Origin of the sequence: Actinokineospora spheciospongiae (assembly GCF_000564855.1) — a bacterium.
GTDB lineage: Bacteria > Actinomycetota > Actinomycetes > Mycobacteriales > Pseudonocardiaceae > Actinokineospora > Actinokineospora spheciospongiae.
On record NZ_AYXG01000081.1, the window covers coordinates 1 to 20,789 of the forward strand.

At 71.7% G+C, this 20,789-nt stretch carries 21 protein-coding genes; 11 read left to right on the forward strand and 10 right to left on the reverse strand.

Annotated elements, in window-relative coordinates; all coding sequences use genetic code 11:
- Positions 1 to 171: 171 nt before the first annotated feature.
- A complete protein-coding gene (locus UO65_RS11150; RefSeq protein ID WP_035281487.1) occupies positions 172 to 1,005 on the reverse strand; it encodes an alpha/beta hydrolase in 834 nt (277 codons plus the stop codon).
- A 215-nt stretch (positions 1,006 to 1,220) separates the two neighbouring features.
- Between UO65_RS11150 and UO65_RS11155 the strand changes: the two genes are divergently transcribed.
- The 5 genes from UO65_RS11155 to UO65_RS11175 are packed head-to-tail and all read left to right on the forward strand — an operon-like array spanning position 1,221 to position 5,703.
- Positions 1,221 to 2,462, forward strand: a complete 1,242-nt coding sequence (locus UO65_RS11155; protein ID WP_035281488.1) for an ABC transporter substrate-binding protein — start codon at positions 1,221 to 1,223, stop codon at positions 2,460 to 2,462.
- Positions 2,459 to 3,319 carry a branched-chain amino acid ABC transporter permease gene (locus tag UO65_RS11160; protein WP_035281490.1) on the forward strand — a complete coding sequence of 287 codons (861 nt, stop codon included), beginning with the start codon at positions 2,459 to 2,461 and terminating at the stop codon, positions 3,317 to 3,319. Before UO65_RS11155 ends, UO65_RS11160 begins: the two co-directional genes overlap by 4 nt.
- A gap of 1 nt (position 3,320) precedes the next feature.
- A complete protein-coding gene (locus UO65_RS11165; RefSeq protein ID WP_035281492.1) occupies positions 3,321 to 4,286 on the forward strand; it encodes a branched-chain amino acid ABC transporter permease in 966 nt (321 codons plus the stop codon).
- A complete protein-coding gene (locus UO65_RS11170; protein WP_035281494.1) occupies positions 4,283 to 4,993 on the forward strand; it encodes an ABC transporter ATP-binding protein in 711 nt (236 codons plus the stop codon). The genes UO65_RS11165 and UO65_RS11170 overlap by 4 nt, the downstream gene beginning before the upstream one ends.
- Positions 4,990 to 5,703: an ABC transporter ATP-binding protein gene (locus tag UO65_RS11175; RefSeq protein ID WP_035281496.1), complete on the forward strand. Its 714-nt coding sequence runs from the start codon at positions 4,990 to 4,992 to the stop codon at positions 5,701 to 5,703. Before UO65_RS11170 ends, UO65_RS11175 begins: the two co-directional genes overlap by 4 nt.
- Before the next feature lie 15 nt (positions 5,704 to 5,718).
- Here UO65_RS11175 and UO65_RS11180 read toward each other — a convergent pair whose 3' ends face one another.
- Positions 5,719 to 6,108: a hypothetical protein gene (locus tag UO65_RS11180; RefSeq protein WP_035281498.1), complete on the reverse strand. Its 390-nt coding sequence runs from the start codon at positions 6,106 to 6,108 to the stop codon at positions 5,719 to 5,721.
- A gap of 231 nt (positions 6,109 to 6,339) precedes the next feature.
- Here UO65_RS11180 and UO65_RS11185 point away from each other — a divergent pair, with 231 nt between their 5' ends.
- Positions 6,340 to 9,582: a penicillin acylase family protein gene (locus UO65_RS11185; protein WP_052021017.1), complete on the forward strand. Its 3,243-nt coding sequence runs from the start codon at positions 6,340 to 6,342 to the stop codon at positions 9,580 to 9,582.
- A gap of 61 nt (positions 9,583 to 9,643) precedes the next feature.
- Here the strand turns inward: UO65_RS11185 and UO65_RS11190 are convergent, their stop codons facing one another.
- Both UO65_RS11190 and UO65_RS11195 read right to left on the reverse strand, forming a co-directional pair.
- Positions 9,644 to 10,078: a nitroreductase family deazaflavin-dependent oxidoreductase gene (locus tag UO65_RS11190; protein WP_035281500.1), complete on the reverse strand. Its 435-nt coding sequence runs from the start codon at positions 10,076 to 10,078 to the stop codon at positions 9,644 to 9,646.
- A 28-nt stretch (positions 10,079 to 10,106) separates the two neighbouring features.
- Positions 10,107 to 10,679, reverse strand: a complete 573-nt coding sequence (locus tag UO65_RS11195; RefSeq protein WP_035281501.1) for a TetR/AcrR family transcriptional regulator — start codon at positions 10,677 to 10,679, stop codon at positions 10,107 to 10,109.
- A gap of 71 nt (positions 10,680 to 10,750) precedes the next feature.
- On the opposite strand from UO65_RS11195, the gene UO65_RS11200 reads away from it, so the two are divergent.
- A complete protein-coding gene (locus UO65_RS11200) occupies positions 10,751 to 11,239 on the forward strand; it encodes an FBP domain-containing protein (protein ID WP_035281503.1) in 489 nt (162 codons plus the stop codon).
- 26 nt (positions 11,240 to 11,265) lie between these two features.
- On the opposite strand, the gene UO65_RS33205 is transcribed toward UO65_RS11200, so the two are convergent.
- The gene (locus tag UO65_RS33205) at positions 11,266 to 11,688 is read right to left on the reverse strand and encodes a hypothetical protein (RefSeq protein WP_052021018.1); all 423 of its coding nucleotides are present in this window, start codon (positions 11,686 to 11,688) and stop codon (positions 11,266 to 11,268) included.
- A 261-nt stretch (positions 11,689 to 11,949) separates the two neighbouring features.
- Here UO65_RS33205 and UO65_RS11210 point away from each other — a divergent pair, with 261 nt between their 5' ends.
- The 3 genes from UO65_RS11210 to UO65_RS11220 are packed head-to-tail and all read left to right on the forward strand — an operon-like array spanning position 11,950 to position 14,554.
- Entirely contained in the window at positions 11,950 to 12,885 is a 936-nt protein-coding gene (locus UO65_RS11210) for a MetQ/NlpA family ABC transporter substrate-binding protein (protein WP_035281505.1), read from the forward strand.
- Positions 12,882 to 13,889, forward strand: a complete 1,008-nt coding sequence (locus tag UO65_RS11215; protein WP_035281507.1) for a methionine ABC transporter ATP-binding protein — start codon at positions 12,882 to 12,884, stop codon at positions 13,887 to 13,889. The genes UO65_RS11210 and UO65_RS11215 overlap by 4 nt, the downstream gene beginning before the upstream one ends.
- The gene (locus UO65_RS11220) at positions 13,889 to 14,554 is read left to right on the forward strand and encodes a methionine ABC transporter permease (RefSeq protein ID WP_035281509.1); all 666 of its coding nucleotides are present in this window, start codon (positions 13,889 to 13,891) and stop codon (positions 14,552 to 14,554) included. Before UO65_RS11215 ends, UO65_RS11220 begins: the two co-directional genes overlap by 1 nt.
- Positions 14,555 to 14,599: 45 nt before the next feature.
- On the opposite strand, the gene UO65_RS11225 is transcribed toward UO65_RS11220, so the two are convergent.
- Together UO65_RS11225 and UO65_RS11230 are read right to left on the reverse strand one after the other, a co-directional pair.
- Positions 14,600 to 15,685 carry a glycoside hydrolase family 43 protein gene (locus UO65_RS11225; RefSeq protein WP_063935925.1) on the reverse strand — a complete coding sequence of 362 codons (1,086 nt, stop codon included), beginning with the start codon at positions 15,683 to 15,685 and terminating at the stop codon, positions 14,600 to 14,602.
- Between the two features lie 191 nt (positions 15,686 to 15,876).
- Entirely contained in the window at positions 15,877 to 16,434 is a 558-nt protein-coding gene (locus tag UO65_RS11230; protein WP_035281511.1) for a TetR family transcriptional regulator, read from the reverse strand.
- A gap of 82 nt (positions 16,435 to 16,516) precedes the next feature.
- On the opposite strand from UO65_RS11230, the gene UO65_RS11235 reads away from it, so the two are divergent.
- Positions 16,517 to 17,422 carry an SDR family oxidoreductase gene (locus tag UO65_RS11235; protein ID WP_035281513.1) on the forward strand — a complete coding sequence of 302 codons (906 nt, stop codon included), beginning with the start codon at positions 16,517 to 16,519 and terminating at the stop codon, positions 17,420 to 17,422.
- A gap of 75 nt (positions 17,423 to 17,497) precedes the next feature.
- Here the strand turns inward: UO65_RS11235 and UO65_RS11240 are convergent, their stop codons facing one another.
- The 3 genes from UO65_RS11240 to UO65_RS11250 form a co-directional block, all read right to left on the reverse strand.
- Positions 17,498 to 18,553, reverse strand: a complete 1,056-nt coding sequence (locus UO65_RS11240; RefSeq protein ID WP_035281515.1) for a HesA/MoeB/ThiF family protein — start codon at positions 18,551 to 18,553, stop codon at positions 17,498 to 17,500.
- Positions 18,554 to 18,906: 353 nt separating this feature from the next.
- The gene (locus UO65_RS11245) at positions 18,907 to 19,659 is read right to left on the reverse strand and encodes a ZIP family metal transporter (RefSeq protein ID WP_035281517.1); all 753 of its coding nucleotides are present in this window, start codon (positions 19,657 to 19,659) and stop codon (positions 18,907 to 18,909) included.
- A 102-nt stretch (positions 19,660 to 19,761) separates the two neighbouring features.
- On the reverse strand, positions 19,762 to 20,736 hold the full coding sequence (locus UO65_RS11250; protein WP_063935926.1) for a YihY/virulence factor BrkB family protein: 975 nt from the start codon (positions 20,734 to 20,736) through the stop codon (positions 19,762 to 19,764).
- Between the last annotated feature and the right edge of the window lie 53 nt (positions 20,737 to 20,789).

A 20,789-nucleotide genomic window follows, 5' to 3' on the forward strand; every position in this document is an offset into this window, starting at 1 on the left:
TCGCCGGGCCGGCGGTTCTCGGGGTGGTCGGCTGGGCAAGCGCATCCACCCACCCGGGTATTCGCTCGCCGGGCCGGCGGTTTCGGGGTGGCTGATTGGGCTGCTGCGCCGGGGGTGCGGCCGGGCCGAATCGCCCCGGGGTGGCCGTCGGGTGACGGCCACCCCGGGTGGTCAGCCGGTGACGCGGGTGAGCCAGGAGGCGAGGTCGGCCTCGACCTCGTCGCGGTTGGTCTCGTTGAGGAGTTCGTGGCGGGCGCCGGGGTAGGTGCGGTAGGTGATGTCGACCAGGCCGGCGTCGCGGTAGCGCTGGACCAGGGCGTCGGACAGGGCCAGCTTCCGGTTGAGGGGGTCGCGGTCGCCGACCATGACGTACAGCGGGAGGTCGGGGCGGATGCCGGTGGGCGTGATCGCGCGTTCGGCGCCCGCGTACATGCCCGCGAGGCCGCGCTCGTCGAGGGAGAAGCCGCACAGCGGGTCGGCGAGGTAGGTGTCCACTTGGGACTCGTCGCGGCTGAGCCAGTCGAACTCGGTGCGGGCGGGCTCGAACTCGGCGTTGTAGACCGTCAGGCCGCCCTCGGCGATCGTGGTGGCCAGCAGGTCGAGGGCGGTGGTGCCGGACAGGGCGACCGCGTCGAGCAGGTCGGCGTGGTCGAGCAGGTACTGCTGGGCGGCGAAGGAGCCCATGCTGTGGCCCAGCAGCACCAGCGGCAGGCCGGGGTGGCGCTCGCGCAGCAGCCGGGTCAGCGCGACCACGTCCGCGACCAGTCCGTCCCAGCCCGCTTCGCCGAGGTCGCCGGGTGCGGCCACCATGGTTCGGCCGTGGCCGCGGTGGTCGTTGGCGTACACCGCGTAACCGAGACCGGCCAGCAGCTCGGCGAGGTGGGCGTAGCGCGCGGAGTGCTCGCCCATGCCGTGCGCGAGCTGCACGACACCGCGCACCGGGCCGGTGGGCTGCCACTCCTCGACGTGCACGGTCAGGCCGTCGGCGCTGGGGAAGGTGAACATTGTCGGTTCCTCCGGGGGACGGGTGGGCCGCCGGGGACCTGGCCGACGGCGGCGAGTTCCGCCACCGTAGCCGATCCGGCATTGTCGAACAATGAACCTGAGATTCGACATTGTCGAACTTCGTTCTTGTGAACGCCGGGTTTCGCACCTACAGTTCTCAGCACCTCACCACCGCCGGTCTCCACTCAGGACACCCAGGCACGAAGGACTCCCCCATGCGCTCCAGATCAGCAGCGGCGCTGGTGGCCGCGGCCGTGCTCACCGCCACCACCGCCTGCGGCTCGCCCAGCGGCTCCCCCGACAGCGACGTGGTCAAGGTCGGCGCGATCCTGTCGCTGTCCGGCATCTACGCCACCCTCGGCCCGGCGCAGAAGAACGCGTTGCAGATGGGCGTCGAGGAACTCAACCGCACCGGCTTCACCGTCGGCGGGCGCAAGCGCACGCTGGAGATCAGCTACGCCGACGACCGCTCCGACGCCGCCACGACCGGCGTGACCGCGCTGCGCGAGCTGGTGCAGTCGCAGAAGGTCCCCGTCATCGCCTACGGCCTGGGGTCGGACACCTACGTACCGCAGTTGCAGCGCCAACCGGTGCCGATGGTGAACATGCTCGACTCCAGCTACCCCGGCATCCTCGGGCTCAGCGACCACCTGTTCCTCACCCGCGGCGCCTCCCCCACCTACGTGCCGGGCTGCCTGTACTACGCCAAGCGCAAGCTGGGCACCACCAGCATCTCGGTCATCACCGCCAAGGGCGAGCCCTACGGCGAGGGCCTGACCCAGCTCGTGACGAAGTCCGCGCAGGCCGAGGGCGTGCGGATCGCGGCGAACAGCGAGTTCCCGCTCAGCTCCACCGACTACAGCAACGCGATCAGCGCCGCCGTGGCCGCCAAGCCCGACGCGGTCTACCTCTCCAGTGTCACCGCCGTGATCCTGCCCGTGCTCAAGCAGTTGCGGCAGTCCGGCTACACCGGGCCGGTCATCCACAGCGCAGGCGTGAACCCCAACCAGGCCAAGGCGATCCTGGGCGCGCAGTACGACTCCATCATGAAGGACAACTACGACTGCGCGGGCACCCTGCCCACCACCTCGCAGGACCCGGCGGCGCAGGCGTTCGCCAAGGACTACCAGCAGCGCTACGACGAGTACCCGCAGGACCTGACGATGTGGGCGCACGACTTCCCGTTCATCGTGGCCGCCGCGATGACCAAGGCCGACACCGTCTCCGACCCGGCGAAGATCGAGCAGGCGCTCAAGGAGATCGACGTTCCACAGGGGACAGTGAGCGGCTGGCTCCCCGGTGACGGCGGCAGGCTGTTCACCGACCGCAACGCCCGCACCGCCTCCGAGGTCACCGCGTGGTGCCCCGGCCAGGACACGCTGCGCAGCGCCATGGTGTTCGACGTCAAGGACGACGCCGTGGTCGACCCGACCTTCCCGCAGGAGACCTGCGGATGAGCCAGGTCCTGGTCAACGGGGTGTTCCTCGGCTGCCTGTTCGCGGTGGTCGCGGTCGGCCTCACCCTGGTCTACGGGGTGATGGAGGTGCCGAACTTCGCCCACGCCGGGGTCATCGTGCTCTCCGCGTACACCACCTGGTCGGCGAGCGCGGCGGGGCTGCCGTTCGCGCTCGCCGCCCTGGCGGGCATCGCCTGCGGGGCGCTGGTGTCGGTGCTGACCGAGGTGCTGGCCTACCGGTGGATCATCGACCGACCCGCCGCCGCGCCCGCCGTGGCGCTCGGGCTGATGCTGATCCTGCAAAATGTCGCACTGCGCCTCTACGGTGGCGAGGGCCGCTCCCTGGACACCCCGTACGACCGGGTGCTGCTGCGCCTGGGCGGGGTGTCGCTGTCGGGGGTGAAGGCGGCGCTGGTGGTGCTCGCGGTGGTGTCGCTGCTGGCGCTGCACCTGCTGCTGTCGCGCACGTCGCTGGGCCGGGCAATGCGCGCGGTGGCCCAGGACCGGGAGGCCGCGGCCATCCTCGGCATCCCGATGCGCAGGCAGTACGCGCTGGCGTTCCTCATCGCCGGGGTGCTCGGCGGGGTCGCCGCGATCGCCTACGCGCCGACGTTCCAGGTCTCGCCGTACATGGCCGACGAGGTGCTGCTCAGCGCGTTCGTCGTGGTCGTGCTGGGCGGCCTGGGCAGCGTGTGGGGGGCGGTCGCGGGCGGGCTGGTCCTCGGCGTGGTCGAGGGACTGGGCTCCGCCTACCTGAGCCCGGCCTACCAGAGCGCCTTCGGGTTCCTGCTGCTGGTGTCGATCCTCGTGCTGCGCCCCGGCGGGTTGCGCAGCACGAACGCGAGAAGGGTGGCCTGAGATGCGCGCGCACGTGACGGCGCTGGGCGGCGCGGTGGGGTTGAGCGTGCTCGCCTACCTGCTGCTGACCGGGTTGAGCGGTGACCAGGGGCAGGTCGCGCTGCTGGTGGTGGTCTGGACGATCGCGCTGATCGGGTTGAACCTGATCCAGGGGTTGGGCGGGTACCCGAACCTGGCGCACGCGGCGTTCTTCGGCGGCGGGGCGTACCTGTCGGCGGTGCTGCTGGACACCGGGCTGCCGATGACGGTGGCCGCGCTGCTGGCGGTGGCCGGGGTGATGGCCGCCGGGCTGGTCGTGGCGCTGGTGTTCAGCCGCACCCGCGGGCAGTACTTCGCCATCGGCACCATGTTCTTCACCGCCGTGGCCACCCTGGTGTTCACCAACGCCGCCGACCTCACCGGCGGCCCCAACGGCAGGCCGGTGGCGCTCGGCTACAGCCTGGAGGCGACGGTCGTGCTGCTGGCCGCGTCGGTCGGGGTGGGGCTGGCGCTGTTCCACTGGGCCTCGGTCAGCCGGTTCGGCGACCGGCTGCGCGCCATCCGTGCCGACGAGGACCTGGCCCAGCACGTGGGCGTGCCGACCTCCCGGGTCAAGCTGCTGGCGATGGTGTGCTCGGCGGGCGCGGCGGCGTGGGCGGGGGTGCTGTTCGGGCAGTACAACGGTGTGGTCGCCCCGTCGCAGTTCACCTTCGGGCAGAGCTTCCTGATGTTCGTGGCGCTGGGCCTGGGCGGTGCGGGCAGGCTGCTCGGCCCCGCCGTGGGCGCGGCGGTGGTCATCGGGTTGACGCAGTTGCTCACGCTCGGGCCGGGGGTGAGCCAGATCGTGCTGGGCGTGCTGTTCATCCTCGTCACCCTGCTCGCCCCGGAGGGCGTGCTCGGCGGGGTGTCGGCACTGGCGCGGCGGGTGCGCGCGGCCCGGACGGGTCGGGCGGATCGGTCGGTTCGGGGAGAGGGGGCGGTGGCGTGAGCGCGCTGCTGGTCGTCGAGGACGTGGTGAAGCGGTTCGGCGGGGTGGCCGCGGTCGACGGGGTGTCGTTCACCCTGGACGCCGGGCAGGTGCTGGGGCTGATCGGGCCCAACGGGTCGGGCAAGACCACGCTGCTCGGGGTGCTCGCGGGCACCCACGACCCCACCTCGGGCAAAGTCACCCTGGACGGGCGCACCGCGTCCGGCCGGGGCGCGCACAGGGCGGTGTCGGCGGGCATCGCGCGCACCTTCCAGACCACCCGCCTGTTCGGCACGTGGACCCTGCGCGAGGCCCTGCGCCTGGCACACGGCGAACGGCGCGGGCGCCCCGGCTGGCCGGACGAGCAGATCGCGAACCTGCTCGGCCTGGGCGACGCACTGGACCGGCCGGGCGCGAGCCTGACCAGCGCGGCCCAGCGGCTGGCGATGATCGCCCTGGCGCTGGCCACCGGTCCGAGGGTGCTGCTGCTCGACGAACCCGCCGTCGGCATGGACGGCACCGAGGCCGCCGCCCTGGCCGCCGCGGTGCGGCGCGCGGCGGGCGAACTCGGCGTCGCGGTGGTCGTGGTCGACCACAACATGCAGTTCCTGATGCCGCTGGCCGACACCGTCCTGGTGATGGCGGCGGGCGCGGTGCTCGCCTCGGGCACCCCCGCGCAGATCCGGTCCGACGAGGCGGTCATCGCCTCCTACCTCGGGGAGGCATGACCGTGCTGGACGTGCACGACCTCACCATCACCTTCGGGCCCACCACCGCCGTGCGCGGGGTGTCGCTCACCGCCGCCGCGGGCACCGTCACCGGTGTCCTCGGCGCCAACGGCGCGGGCAAGACCAGCACCCTGCTGGGCATCCTGGCCCGCGCCCCCCGGCAGTCGGGCCGCATCACCTTCGACGGCGCGGACGTCACCGGCTTCGACACCGGCGCCCTGGTCCGGGCGGGCATCGCGCTGTGCCCGGAGAACCGCAGGCTGTTCCCCAACATGTCCATCGAGGACAACCTCCTACTGGGCGCCTACGGCACCGGCCGCGCCACCCGCCGCACCCGCCTGCGCGACACCTACGACCGCTTCGGCTGGGTCGCCACCCGCCGCGCCGAACCGGCGGGCAGGCTCAGCGGCGGGCAGCAGCAGACGGTGGCCATCGCCCGCGCACTGATGTCCGCCCCCAGGCTGCTGCTGCTCGACGAACCTTCCAGTGGGTTGTCGCCGGTGGCGGTGGACGAGGTGGGGGCGGTCCTCGCCGACATCGCTCGCGACGGGACAGCGCTGGTTCTGGTGGAGCAGAACGTCCGGCTGGTGCGTGCTCTGTGCGCCACCGCGTACGTGCTGGCCCACGGGCAGGTGACCGCGTCCGGGCCGGTGCCGGAATTGCTCAGCGACACGGCTGTTTCCGATGCCTACCTGGGCACGACGGCGTGAGACCTCGTCCCTGCCCTACTCGATGCCCAGCGCCAGGTCGCCCGCGAACGTGCGCAGTGAGATGAGGTGGTCGCCCGCCGTGATGTCGGCGCCCGCCAATTCGCCGAAGTCGTTGGTGCGGGCGGCGACCGACAGGATTTCCAGTCCTCCCGGGGGGATCTCGATGCCCAGCGGCCGTTGGGCGTGGTCCTCGGGGGGCCAGAAGTAGTCCGGGACCCCGTCGTCCGGGCGGGTGTCGAGTACCAGGGTCCAGTCGGTCCAGATGGTGAAGACGGCTGAGGTCGCGTCTTCGAACACGAATTGGAGGGCGAGGAGGTCGCCGGTGGTGTCCACGACCCCCAGGACCGCGCGGGCCCTGCGGCCGACGATCAGGTTGGGGTTGAGGCGCTGGTGGCGGGGATTCACCGCTGCTCCCCCGTTCCCCGGGGCGTGTCGGGCGGCTCCGGTCGGACCACCCTGCCAGAAGCCACCTGACCGGCCGAAAGGAGACCGGGTTTTGTCACCCTGCGCCAGTTTCGCCGCGTTCCGACTGCACCGATGGACCAACCTCGCCGGTGCGAAATGTGAAGCCCTTCATAAGTTCCGGGCCCGGCGGTAGCCTCACCGCTCGTCACACTGGAGTGAGAGGGGTTGGGCATGGGACGACGTTCCCGGTACCTGACGGGTGCGGTGGCCGCGGTCGCCGTGACCGCCGCCGCGGTGGTGGCGGTGCAGGGGTCGGCCGCCGGGGAGCAGGCTCCCCTGCCGCCCCGGGGGGCCGGGTTCGCGCAGGGTGACTACTGCCTCGGGCAGTGCGGTGACATCGTGCCGCCGGGGCAGAACGGCAGCGCCACGGTCGCCGAGATCCTGGCGAACAAGGCGTTCGGCACCCGGCCCAAGCACTTCGACGACCAGATCGGCAAGTACGACGCGCTCGCGCAGGGGTACGGCGGGCTGACCACCGAGAAGATCAACGCCTTCTTCAACGACTCCTCCTTCGGCGTGGCGCCGGACCAGGTGGAGAGCACGAAGAAGCCGCGGGCCGACGTGACGATCATCCGGGACAAGGCGACCGGGGTGCCGCACATCTACGGCACCACCCGCTCCGGGACCACCTTCGGCGCCGGGTACGCCGCCGCGCAGGACCGGTTGTTCCTGATGGACGTGCTGCGCCGGGTCGGGCGCGGGCAACTGACCCCGTTCGCGGGTGGCGCCGCCTCCAACCAGTCGCTGGAGCAGGGGTTCTTCGCCGACGCGCCGTACACCGAGGAGGAGTTGCAGCGGCAGGTTGACGAGGCCGCGGCGGCGAGCCCGCGCGGTCAGGTCGCGATCGCCGACGCCCGCTCCTACCTCGACGGCGTCAACCAGTACATCACCGAGGCGTACAACGGCCGGTACTTCCCCGGTGAGTACGTGCTGCTCGGGCACATCGACGCCATCACCAACCGGGGCAAGATCGAGCCGTTCAAGCTGACCGACCTCGCCGTGATCGCCTCGGTGATCGGTTCGCAGTTCGGTGGCGGCGGCGGTGGTGAGGTGCAGTCGGCGATCGCCAAGCTGGCGTTGCAGGAGCGCTACGGCGTCGTGGAGGGCGAGCGGGTCTGGCAGACCATGCGCTCCGAGGACGACCCGGAGCACATCCAGACCATCCACAACGGACAGAACTTCCCGTACGCCAAGCGACCGGCGAACCCGCAGGGCGAAGCGCTGCCGGACAAGGGTTCGGTGACCCCGCAGCCGCTGGTGTTCGACCGGGCGGGTGCGGCGACCCCGGCCACCGCGAGCAAGGACGTGGCCAAGCCGACCGGGGCCTCCCCCACCACCCGCGACGGCAAGCCCAACCTGGAGGCCGCGCGCGGCGCCCTCGACGACGGCGTGCTGCCCGGCAACCTGCTGTCCGACAAGCACGGCATGTCCAACGCGCTGCTGGTCTCCGGCGCGCACACCAAGAGCGGCAACCCGGTGGCCGTGTTCGGCCCGCAGACCGGGTACTTCGCGCCGCAGATGCTGATGCTCCAGGAGTTGCAGGGCCCCGGCATCAGCGCCCGCGGTGCCTCGTTCGCCGGCATCAGCTTCTACGTCCTGCTCGGCCGCGGCCAGGACTACTCCTGGAGCGCCACCAGCTCCGGGCAGGACATCACCGACACCTACGCCGTCGACCTGTGCAGCACCGACGGCAGCCCGGTGACCAAGGACAGCAACAGCTACATGCTGCGCGGCGTCTGCACCCCGATGGAGGTCGTGGAGCGCAAGAACGCCTGGACCACGTCCATCGGCAGCACCACCCCCGCCGGGTCCTACACGCTGCGCTCCTACCGGACCAAGTACGGCCCGGTGGCCAGCCGCGCGACCGTCGGCGGCAAGCCCGTCGCCTACACCACGCTGCGCTCGACCTACCAGCACGAACTGGACACGGTGATCGGCTTCCAGGAGTTCAACGACCCGGACGCGATCACCTCGGCGGCGGACTTCCAGCGCGCCGCCTCGCACGTGACCTACAACTTCAACTGGTTCTACGCCGACTCCAAGGACATCGCCTACTACAACTCCGGCCTCCAGCCGGTCCGGCAGGCCAACGTCGACCCCGGGATGCCGGTCCGGGCGAACGCGGGCTTCGACTGGGTGAACTGGGACCCGGCGACCAACCGCGCCGACTACGTGCCCGCCGAGGCGCACCCGAACGTCGTGAACCAGGACTACCTGATCTCCTGGAACAACGGCCAGGCCCCCGGCACGGCGTCCTCCGGCCTGGACCGGCAGTCGGTGCACCGCGGCGACCTGCTCGACGCGCGGGTCAAGAAGCTGATCAGCAACGGCGGCCAGGTCGACCGGGTCAACCTGGTGCAGGCCATGGCCGAGGCGGCGCTGGTCGACCTGCGCGCGGAGAAGGTGCTGCCGGAGGTGTTCCGGGTCATCGGCGACGGCGACGCGGACACCGCGGCGGCGGTGGCCGAGTTGAAGCAGTGGGTCGCCTCGGGCGGCAAGCGCACCGCGACCGCGCAGGGCAGCAAGACCTACGCCAACGCCAACGCGATCAAGGTGCTCGACGCGTGGTGGCCGCTGCTGGTCAAGGGCGAGTTCCAGCCCGGCCTGGGCGAGGCGGCGTACACCGAGCTGACCCGCAGGCAGAAGGTCGACGAGACGCCGTCGTACAACAACAGCCACCGCGGTTCGGCGTTCCAGGGCGGCTGGTGGGGCTTCGTGCACAAGGACCTGCGGGCCGTGCTCGGCGACAATGTGCAGGCCCCGCTGGGCAAGCGGTTCTGCGGCGACGGCGACCTGGCCAGGTGCAGGCAGGTGCTGCTGGACACGCTCAAGCAGGCCGCCGCCACCCCGGCCACGCAGGTCTACCCCGGTGACGGGAACTGCGCGGCGGGCGACCAGTGGTGCGCGGACTCGATCATCCACAGCGCACTCGGCGGCATCACCCAGGACACCATCGGCTGGCAGAACCGGCCGACGTTCCAGCAGGTCGTCGAGTTCCCGGCGCACCGGGGCGACCAGGTCGCCAACCTCAGCGCGGGCGCCACGGCCACCGCGTCGAGCTACGAGCGCGGCCTGTTCAACTCCCCGCCGCGCAACGCCGTCGACGGCAACACCGGCACCCGGTGGGCCAGCGACTGGAACGACAACCAGTGGCTGACCGTCGACCTGGGCTCGACCCGGTCGGTGTCGCGGGCGGTGCTCAAGTGGGAGGCCTCCTACGGCAAGTCCTACCGCATCCAGGTGTCGACCGACGGCACGTCCTGGCGCGACGCGTGGTCGACGACGGCGGGTGACGGCGGGACCGACGTCGCCGCGTTCGCCGCCACCGACGCCCGGTACGTGCGGATGCAGGGCGTGTCCCGGGGCACCCGGTACGGGTACTCGCTGTACGAGTTCGAGGTCTACGCGAAGTAACCACAGCACGCGAGAAGACCGGGGTCTCCACACGGAGGCCCCGGTCTTCGTCGTCGGGGCGTCAGGACTTGGGGTCGAGGACGAACACGGGGATCTGGCGGTCGGTCTTCGTCTGGTACTCGGCGTAGGACGGGAACGCCGCGACCGCGCGCTCCCACCACTGCGCGCGCTCCTCGCCGTCGACCTCGCGGGCGGCGTACTCCTTGGTCACCGTGCCGTCCTGGAGCGTGAACTCCGGGTGCGCCTTGATGTTGTGGTACCAGACGGGGTGCTCTTCGGCGCCGCCCTTGGAGGCGACCACGGCGTAGCGGCCCTCGTGCTCCACCCGCATCACCGGGGTGTAACGCAGCCTGCCGGACTTCGCGCCGCGCAAGGTCAGCAGCACGATCGGCGACCCGAGGACCTGCAGGCCCTCCGTCGTCCCGGTCTCGAGGATCTGCTTCGTCTGGTCCTGGACCCAGGGCGTCGGGCTGAACTCGGCGGTGTTTTCGACCATGCCGGGGTCAACCCGGCACGGGGAGTCACTATTCCGCCGGGGGCCAGTTGCGCAGCAGCGCGTCGAGGGCGTCGAGGATGCGGGGCCAGCTCTGCGCCGCGTCGGGGGCGCTGTGGTCGAACGAACCCGCCGCGTCCAGGCTGGCGAAGCCGTGGAAGACGCTACCCAGGAGCCGGACCGCGTGGGTGCGGTCCGGCTCGGGCAGGTCGTAGCCGCGCAGGATGGCCCGCGTGAGCTGTGAGTGCTTGCCGCCCGCGCTGGCGGCGGCCGTCTCCGGGTCGAGCCGAAGCCGGGTCGCGGCGTAGCGGCCGGGGTGTTCGCGGGCGTAGTCGCGGTAGGTGTTCGCCAGCGCCGTCAGGGCGTCCTTGCCCGCCCGGCCCGCCACCGAGTCCGACGCCCGGTCGGCGAGTTCGGCCAGGGCGAGCAGGGCGATCCTGGTCTTGAGGTCGTGCGAGCCCTTGACGTGCGAGTACAGGCTGGCCACCTTGACGTCGAACCGCCGGGCCAGCGCCGAGACGGTGACCTGCTCGAAGCCGACCTCGTCGGCCAGCTCCGCCCCCGCCAGGGTCACCCGTTCCGTGGTCAGTCCCGCCCGTGCCATAACCCCCAGCCTACTTGCCATCGCCCGTTAATGATTTGCCTAAACCTTATAGGCAACTTAGCGTGCTTCCTGTGAAGCCGCTGACCGAGACCGAGATCCGTGCCGCCTTCGTGAACTGCTCCAAGGGCGAGGCGAAGCGCCTGCCCGTGCCCCACGACCTGCGCGAACAGCCCTGGGACGACCTGGACTACCTGGGCTGGCGCGACCCTCGGTCCCCTGTCCGCGCCTACCTCGTCGCCGAACTGGACGGCCGCACCCAGGCCCTCGCGCTGCGCTGCCCCAGCTCCACCGGCCAAACCCGCCGCACCATGTGCTCGATGTGCCTGACCTCCCCGGTCAGCGGCGTCTCGCTGATGGTCGCGCCGAAGGCTGGTGCGGCCGGGAAGCAGGGCAACTCGGTGGGCACGTACGTGTGCAGCGACCTCGCCTGCTCGCTGTACCTGCGGGGGTTGAAGGACGCGGGTCCGGGGGCGCGGCTGAACGAGTCGATCGCGGTCGAGGCGAAGGTCGAGCGGACCGTGGCGAACCTGGCCGCGTTCCTGGCCAAGGTGACCGGGTGACCCCGCCCCGACCGTGATCGGGCGGATCAGTTGAAGAACCGGCCGAGCAGGCCCTGGGCGGCCGCGCCGGGGTCCGACACCGCCTCCTGCGCCTGGCCGAGGAAGCCCTGCCCGGACTGCACCGCGCCCTCGGCCTGCTCGGTGGCCGCGCCCGCGAACCCGGACGCCTGCTCGGTCGCGCTCCCCGCGAACTCGGTGGCCTGGTCAGTCGCGGTCCCGGCGAACTCGGACGCCTGATCCGTCGCGGTGCCCGCGAAATCGGTCGCCTGGTCCGTCGCGGTGCCCGCGAACCCGGTCGCCTGGTCGGTCGCGGCACCGGCGAACTCCTGGGCCTGGCCGGTGGCGCCCGAGACCGCGTCGGTGGCGCCGCCCGCCAGGTCGGTGGCCTGGCCGGTGGCGTCACCGATGATCTGCGTGGCCTTGTCCTTGATCATGTCGAAGAAGCTCATCGGGTCCTCTCGTCGGGGTCGCTGTCACCCCCCTCAACGCACGAACTGTCCGTTTTGTCCCCATGCGTTCCGGCCTCGCCGATCCGCTGCGCCCGACCGACCACCCGGGGCTCCACAGTGGCCACTCCGGCAGCGCCGCCTATCACGGGTGGCACCGGGAACGCCAATCGGCTCGCTCTGCGGAACGGTTTGGTCGCCGCGCGGCGGCTGCCGCAGGGTGTCCTCCGGCGGTGGACCACCGCCGGAGGACGAGAGGGTGTCATGGCTGAGGAAACGGGTTCCGGGTTGGTGCTGCCACCGCGGCCCCAGCGGAACCGGGGTGTGCTCATCGGTGCCGCGGTGCTGGTCGTGGTCGTCGTCGTGGGTCTGGTGGTGTACCTCACCCGGGGCGGGGACGAACCGGCGGCGGGCCGGACGGTGCGGATCGGCACGACCGAGGCGGGGTCGCCGTACTGGGCGACGTTCAAGCAGTTGGCCGCCGAGCGCGGGATCACCCTGGAGGTGGTCAACTTCAGCGACTACACCCAGGCGAACCCGGCGCTGGCGCAGGGGCAGATCGACCTGAACCTGTTCCAGCACCTGCTGTTCCTGGCGAACTACGACGTCGCCAACGACGCGGACCTGACGCCGATCGCGTCGACCTACGTGGTGCCGCTGTCGCTGTACTCGAAGAAGCACGCCGCGGTGACCGACATCCCGCAGGGCGGCTCGGTGGCCATCCCGAACGACCCGACCAACCAGGCGCGGGCGCTGCTGGTGCTCCAGAAGGCCGGGCTGGTCGTGCTCAAGGGCGGCGGCACGGTGCTGTCGACCCCCGCGGAGATCGACACCGCCGCCTCCAGGGTGACCGTGACCCCGGTCGACGCGGCGCAGACGGTCAACGCCCTGACCAGCGTGGACGGCGCGGTCGTGAACAACAACTTCGCCCTCAACGGCGGCCTCGACCCGTCCAAGGCGCTGTTCGGCGACGACCCGAAGGACCCGACCGCCGAGCCCTACATCAACGCGATCGTGGCCCGCGACGCCGACAAGGACGACCCGACCTACGCCGAGGTCGCCCGGATCTACAAGGACAAGCGCGTCGCCGAGCAGGTGCAGGCGGAGTCCAAGGGCACGTCGGTGCTGGTGGACCGGCCGGTGGCGGACCTGCGGGCGATCCTGGCCCGGCTGTCCGAGACCATCCGCGCGAAGAAGTGAGCCCGCTGATCGAATTCCGCGGCGTCACCAAGTCCTTCGGCGGCCCCCCGGTCCTCGACGGGATCGACCTGACCGTCGAGGCGGGCGAGGTGTTCGCGGTCATCGGGCACTCCGGGGCGGGCAAGAGCACGCTGGTGCGGCTGGTCAACGCCCTGGAGAAGGTGACGTCCGGGTCGGTGCTGGTCGACGGCGTGGACCTCACCACGCTGTCCGAACGCGGGCTGCGGGAGGTGCGGCTGGGCATCGGCATGGTGTTCCAGCAGTTCAACCTGCTGCGCTCGCGCACGGTCTTCGGCAATATCGCCTACCCGCTGCGGGTGGCGGGCTGGGCCAAGGCGGACCGGGAGCGGCGGGTCACCGAGCTGCTGCACTTCGTCGGCCTCGCCGACAAGGCGTGGCAGTACCCCGACCAGCTCTCCGGCGGGCAGAAGCAGCGGGTCGGTATCGCCAGGGCGCTGGCCACCAACCCGCGCGTCCTGCTCGCCGACGAGGCGACCTCCGCGCTCGACCCGGAGACCACCGCGGAGGTGCTGCGCCTGCTCAAGCGGGTGAACACCGAGTTCGGGGTGACCATCGTGGTGATCACCCACGAGATGGAGGTGGTCCGCGAGATCGCCGACCGGGTCGCGGTCCTGGAGTCCGGCCGGGTGGTCGAGCACGGCACCCTGCACGAGGTCTTCACCGCCCCGAGGGAGCGCACCACCAAGCGGTTCGTGGAGACCGTGCTGCGCGCCCGCCCGGACGCCGACGGCCTGGCCCAACTCCGGGAGCGCCACCCCGGCACGCTGGTCACCGCCCAGGTCCGCGACGGCAGCCGGGTCGGCGCCGTGCTGTCGGACGCCGGGCGGCACGGGGTGCGGTTCGAGGTGGTGCACGGCGGCGTCAAGGAGCTGGGCGCGGCGTCGTTCGGCAGCCTGACGCTGGAGCTGGTGGGGGCGGACGCCGGGGTCGTGGCGGTGGTCGCCGGGTTGCGCGCGGTCACCGAGGTCGAGGAGCTGGGCTGATGGCGACGGATTGGAACACCCTCTGGCCGGTCCTGCTGGACTCGGTGGGGCAGACGCTGTGGATGGTCGCGGCCACGCTGGTGGTCGGCGGTTTCCTCGGGTTGCTGCTGGGCATCGCGCTCTACATCACCCGGGCGGGCGGGATCGTGCCGAACCGGGTGGTGCACACGGTGCTCAACGTGGTGGTCAACATCGTGCGGCCGATCCCGTTCATCATCTTCATCACCGCGATCGGCCCGGTCACCATCGCGGTGGTCGGCACCCAGCTCGGCACCGGGGCGGCCACGTTCGCGCTGATCGCCGCGGCCACCTTCGGCATCTCCCGCATCGTCGAGCAGAACCTGGTCACCATCGACCCCGGCGTCATCGAGGCGGCCAGGGCGATGGGCGCCTCCCCGTGGCGGATCGTCACCACGCTGCTGGTGCCGGAGGCGCTGGGCCCGCTCATCCTGGGCTACACGTTCGTCTTCGTCGCCGTGGTCGACATGTCCGCGGTGGCGGGCGCCATCGGCGGCGGTGGCCTGGGCGACTTCGCCATCGTGTACGGCTACCAGCGGTTCGACTGGGCGGTGACCGGCGTGGCGGTGGCGATCATCGTGGTGCTGGTGCAGGTCGCCCAGTTCACCGGCAACCGCCTCGCCCGCCGCGTCCTGCGGCGCGGCTGACCCCGCCCGGGGGCGCCGCCGGACCTCCGGTGGCGCCTCCGGCGCCTACTCGAAGAACTTCAAGCCCCAGCCGGTGTCGGCGGTGGGCCCGGGCACGTTCGCCCGCCGGTAGGTGGTGCCACCCCACCAGCAGAAGCTGCCGCTGTACCACTGGCGGTTGTCCCAGGTGTACGGGGTGCCCTTGGGGACGGCGTGGAACACCAGCGGGAACCGGGGTCCGGCAGGCGGGCTGGTGGCGATGTCACCGTCGAGGAGGACGAAGGTGTGGTGCCCGGGGCCGTTGACCGAGAGCGTGGGGTCCCAGCCGGACATCATGGTGGCCCGGTTGGAACCGAAGAGGCACCCATTGGACTTGTACCAGTCCCAGACGTAGGTGGGGTCACCGCCCGCGCGCAGGCGCAGGTCCGCGAGGCAGTACTGGTCGCTCCAACTCCCGTTGGCGGAGTAGACGATGTGCAGTTGGCCGTTGGGGTCCTTGATGGCCTCGGGGGACTCGTTGATGAACGGGTTGCCCACCACGCGCTCCCACGGCTCACGCGGCTGGGAGATGACGTGGCGGTCACCGACCGGGGTGAACGGGTCGGACATGCGGGCCAGGTAGAGGTTCTGCTCGACGTTGGTGGTGCCCTCCCACCCGGACCAGACGAAGTAGCGCTGCCCCGCGAAGACGAACATCGTGCCGTCGATGGCCCACCGGTCCCCCGGCAGGGCGAGCCGCCGGTGCGTCGAGTAGCCGCTGTCCGGGGAAGCTGAACTGATGGCGTACATGCGGTGCGCGGCGTCGTTGCCCGCGGAGAAGTAGATGTAGTAGCGGCCACCGTCGTGCACGATCTCCGGCGCCCACACCGAACCCAGGTTCCCGGTGTCGGCCCAGACCTGGCGCGCGGGAGCCCCGGCGAGCGCGTCGGGCGAGGGGGCCTGGCGGACCTGGATGGTGCCCGCCGCCGACTGCACCGAGATGTAGGTACCGCCGACGCGGATCACGCTTGGATCGGCGGCGCGCAACCCGATCTGCCCCCGCGTGGACCACGCCGGGTCCGGTTCGGCGGCGGCGACGGGGCTCAGCAGCACAGCGGCGGTCAGGACCAGGGCGGCTGCGATGGTGTGCAGGAAGGGGTGAACGGGGCGCACGGGCACTCCTCCGGATCGCCGGAAAGCCGTTGTCCCTGCGGCTCTGTGCACCGAAAGTAACACCCCATGTCCGCGTGGAGAAAGGTTTCCACCTGGCTGATCCCCTGGTCAACCAAACTTCTCGACCACCACGAGACCGGTGGCAGAACACAGCTCCCGCCCAGGACCCGACGATCCGGATCAGGAGCAGGTCACTCCAGGGCGCGCAGCACCGCCGCCGCGGCCTCGATGCAGTCGGCGAGAGCGGGCGGGTCCTCCGCCGAGACCCAGTGGGCGAACGCGACCTGGAATACCGCCACAGCACTGTGCGCGGCAAGACTGGCCGCGGGCTCGGCGACCCCCCGGGCCCGCAGCGCGTCCGCCGTCGCGGTGACCATCCCGGCCAGCTTGAGCAGTTCGCGCTCCCGCAGGCCCGGGTTGACCTCGATGATCCGGGAGCGGCGGGCGGCGTGCTCGTGCCGGTCCGCCAGCAGGTCACCCCCGGCGACCACGCCGACCAGCGCCGCGCTGAGCGGGGGGAGGTCGGCCGGGGCGGCCTCGATCGCCTCGCGGGTCACCCGGTCCATGGCGCCCGTGCTGTCGAAGAGCACTTCGCGCTTGTCGGTGAAGTGGCGGAAGAAGGTCCGCTCGGTCACCCCGGCCCGCTCGGCGATGTGACCCGCGGTGGTCTGCTCGAAGCCGCGCTCGCCGAACAGCTCCACCGCGGCGCGGATCATCCGCCCGCGCGCGTCCGGCTCCCAGCGACCCATGCCGCCGAGTGTAGTGATGACAGCGACTGACAAGCGGTGCTAGTGTCGATGTCAGTCACTGTCATCCTCGGGAGGACCCCCCATGCGCGTCTTCGTCACCGGCGCTTCCGGCTGGATCGGCTCGGCCGTCACCGACGAGCTGCTCGCCCACGGCCACGAGGTCGTCGGCCTGGCCCGCTCCGCGGAGTCGGCCGCCGCCTTGGCGGCCAAGGGCGCCACCGCCCACCGCGGCACCCTCGACGACCCCGACGGCCTGGCCACAGCGGCCGCCGCGGCCGACGGCGTCATCCACCTCGCCTTCAACCACGACTTCTCCGACTACGCGGGCGCGGGCCGCACCGAGCACACCGCCGTCCAGCGGATGCTCGACGCGCTGGAGGACAGCGGTCGCCCGTTCCTGCTGGCCTCCGGTCTGGCGTCGGGGGTCACCGGCCGCCCCGTGACCGAGGACGACCCCTCCCCCTTCCACGGCGCCGACTCCATGCGCGGCGGCAGCGAGAACCTGGCCCTGGACCACGCCGACCGCGGCGTCCGCTCGGTCGCGCTCCGCTTCTCCCCCACCGTCCACGGCGTGGACGACCACGGCTTCACCGCCGAACTGACCCGCCTGGCCAAGCGGCACGGGGCCTCGGGCCACATCGGCGACGGCTCCACCCGCTGGGCGGCCGTGCACCGCTCGGACGCCGCCCGGATGGTCCGGCTGGCCCTGGAGAAGGCCCCGGCGGGCTCCCGGCTGCACGCGGTCGCCGAGGAGGGCATCCCCTCCCGAGACATCGCCGCCGCCATCGCCGCGCACTTGGGCCTGCCGACGGTCTCGATCGCCCCCGAGGACGCCGAAGCCCACTTCGGCTGGCTCGGCCACTTCTTCGGCATGGACATCACCGCGTCCAACACCCGCACCCGACAACTCCTGGACTGGACCCCGACCGGCCCGACCCTCCTGGAGGACATCGCCGCCGGGGCCTACGCGCGGGCGGCCTCGGCCTAGGCCCGCCTCACAGCCGCTCGACCACCCCGAAGCCGACCGAGCACCACCTCACGAGTGTCCCAGGCGGAGGCACACCTAGGAGCGGTGGGCGCAGTCCGGGCAGCTTGGATCGGGGTGGACCGGAACAGCGAAGGCGTGCCCCAGGGCCACGGCGTTCCAGACGACCGGGACCCCCGCCGGAGGCGGTGCGACGCCGGTGATCTGGGCCAGTGCCACGTGCGCGGTCAGGTTGCCCGCCAGGCCGGTCGTCGCGGCGGTGGCCATGTGCGGGGTGGTTTCGCCCGGCAGCGGGTCGCGGTCGTAGTGCTGAAGGCGCAGGCAGCGCCAGCAGGGGCCGTGCGGTGGGTCGTAGCGGGTGACGCACACGTGCGGGCCGTCGTAAGCGCCGCTGACCCACGGGGTGGTCGTCGTCAGCGCGGCCGTGTTGCACCACTGTTCTATCTCGGCCGGGGTGTCGGCGCAGAGCAGGACGACCTGGGAATCGGCGAACAGGTCCGCGATCTCGGCGGCCGAGGTCAGCGCCGAGTGGCGGACGTCCACGGCGAGGTCAGGGCGCAATTCGGTCAACCGCTCCGCTGCCGCGTCGACCTTGGGGCGGCCGATGTCCTTGGTGGTGAACAGCAGTTGCCTGTTCAGGTTGGACAGTTCGACCACGTCCGGGTCGATCAGGGTCAGACCGCCGACCCCGGAGGCGGCGAGGGCGTGGGCGGCGGTCGAGCCGACGCCGCCGACCCCCAGGACGGCGACGTGGGCGGCGGCGATGAGGTGGGGCACCTCGGTCATCGAGGCGCGGGGGGTGCGGTCCACGTAGCTGTAGTAGGCGGTGGACCGCGAGTACCGCTCTCCCACCGCCGGGTCCTCGGCGGTCGCGGCGTCTTCCAGGAAACCGGTTGCCACCAGTTGGTCGATCGCACCGACCAGGGCGGGTTCGGGCAGGTGCGGGCGGTCGGCGCGCACCGCGGCCGCGACCTGGGCGGGTGTCCTGGTGCCGTCCATCGCGGTGAGCAGCGACCAGACCACGCCGTCCGGGTCGGCGATCTCGGCGGCCACCCCGAAGGCCGCGCCGCCGATCCGGATCGCGCCGTTCGTCCGGTATGGGCGGTGGACGCCCTTGACCCTGGGCAACCGCATCCGCGTGGTCCTCTCCTGGAGCCGCCGGGGGGGTGGAGCGCGCGGGTGGGGGCGGGTGCCCCCACCCGCGAGCGATCATCGCGGGAGCGGGCGCTCCCAGGTGGGGCCACTGGCCTCGGCCACCGGCAGTTCGCGGATCTCGATGATGATCATCAGGTCACCTCCCCCCGTGCTCGACGGCCCCGATGGAAGCAAGCCGCGGGGGCGGGGACGGCCTGTCCTGGACTTTCCCGGACGAAGCTGGACACCCCGGACCCCGCCGCGGCGGAGGACGGCGAGGAGGCCGACACCGAGGACCGCTCCCGCGTGCGCGGGGTCGACGGCAAGCCGGTGGGAGTGCCGGGTGCGGGATGTCAGCCGAGGTGGGAGAGGCTGAACGCGATCAGGAAGCCGCTCACCGTGATCAGCCCGATCCACAGGTGGGCCTGCTCGAACGCCTCCGGGATCATCGTGTCGGTGACCATGGCCAGGATCGCCCCGCCCGCCACCGCCGTGATCGCCGCGAGCACGGCGGGCGGGGCGCCGCCGAGCAGGGCGTTGCCCACCATCGCCGCGATGGCGCTGATGACCGCGATCCCACCCCACAGGCCGAACACGTAGCGCGCCGAGCGGCCCGCCTTGCGCATCCCGGACGCGCTGGACAGGCCCTCGGGGACGTTGCTGATGAACACCGCGGCCACCGTGACGGCGCTGACCGAGCCGCCGCCGAGCAGGCTGGTGCCGATCACGATGGACTCCGGGACGCCGTCGAGCAGGGCACCCAGGGCCAGCGCGGTGCCCGACCCGGACTGCTCGGACTCCGAGGGCTGCTGGTCGCCGGAGCGCTTGCGGTGCCGGGCGCCGCGCCGGGCGAGGGCGACGTTGGCGAGGGTGTAGACGACCGCACCCGCCACCGCGCCGACGGCGGTGGCGAGCAGCCCTCCCTGTTCCTCGGCCTCGGAGATGAGGTCGAAGGACACCGCGGACAGCAGCACGCCGCTGCCGAAGGCCATGACCGCGGCCACGACCTTGCCCGGCACCTTCGCCAGGAACCCGAACAGCGCGCCGACGAGCAGCGCGGAACCGGCCAGCAGACCCCAGCCGCCCGCCGCGAGGAACTGTGGCAAGTCCGTCACCTCCCGTTGAAACGATGTGGACAGTGGACACCGCCAGACCTACACGGGTCCGGCGGTGTCCACCAGTCGAATCAGGGTTGTCCGCGTGCCTGGTCAGTCCCGGGAGCGGTCGGAACCGCGGCCGGTGCCCGCCTTCGCCACCTCGTCGGACTCGCGCGAGTCGGACTTGCGGTGGTCGTTCTGCTCGGGGATGTCGGCGACCGCGGCCTTCTCGGCGTCGTCGAAGGAGTGGGTGTCGCGCGGCGGCAGGAACGGGTCCTTGTCCTCCGGCACCCCGTGGTCGATGGCGCGCGCCCTGGCCAGTTCGGCGTCGAGTTCGGCGCCGAAGAGGATGGCCAGGTTGGAGATCCACAACCACACCAGGAAACCGATCACGCCACCCAGCGAGCCGTAGGTCTTGTTGTAGGAGCTGAAGTTCGCCACGTACAGCGCGAACCCGGCCGAGGCGACGACCCACACCACCACGGCCACCACGCCGCCGGGGGTGACCCAGCGGAACCCGGGCTGGCGCACGTTCGGCGACGCCCAGTACAGCAGCGCGATCGCGATGTAGACCAGGACCGCGATGACCGGCCACTTGGCGATGTCCCAGATCATCACCCCGGTCGACCCGATCCCGAGCGCCGACCCGATCTTCTCCGCGATGCCGCCCGTGGCGACCACACCGGCGGCGCACAGCGCCAACAGCAGGACGACCGCGGCGGTGATGCCCAGCCGCATCGGGATGGTCTTCCAGACCGGGCGGCCCTCGGGCATCTCGTAGATCGAGTTCGACGCCCGCATGAACGCGCCCACGTACCCGCTGGCCGTCCACAGTGCACCGAGCAGACCGATGATCGCGATCGGACCGGCGATGCTCGCGCTGCCCTGCAACTCCTCGATGGCGCCGGTCAGGATCTTCGCCGCCTCGCCGGGCGCCAGGTCGTTGATGCTGTCGGTCAGGTTCTGCGTGGCCGACGGGCCGAGCATCGCCGTGATCGACGTCAGCACGATGATCGCCGGGAACAGCGACAGCACCGCGTAGTACGTCAGGGCGGCGGCCCAGTCGGTCAGGTTGTCCTTGACCACACCTTTACCGGTGCGGACCAATGTGTCTTTCCACGACCGCTTGGGCAGGTCAG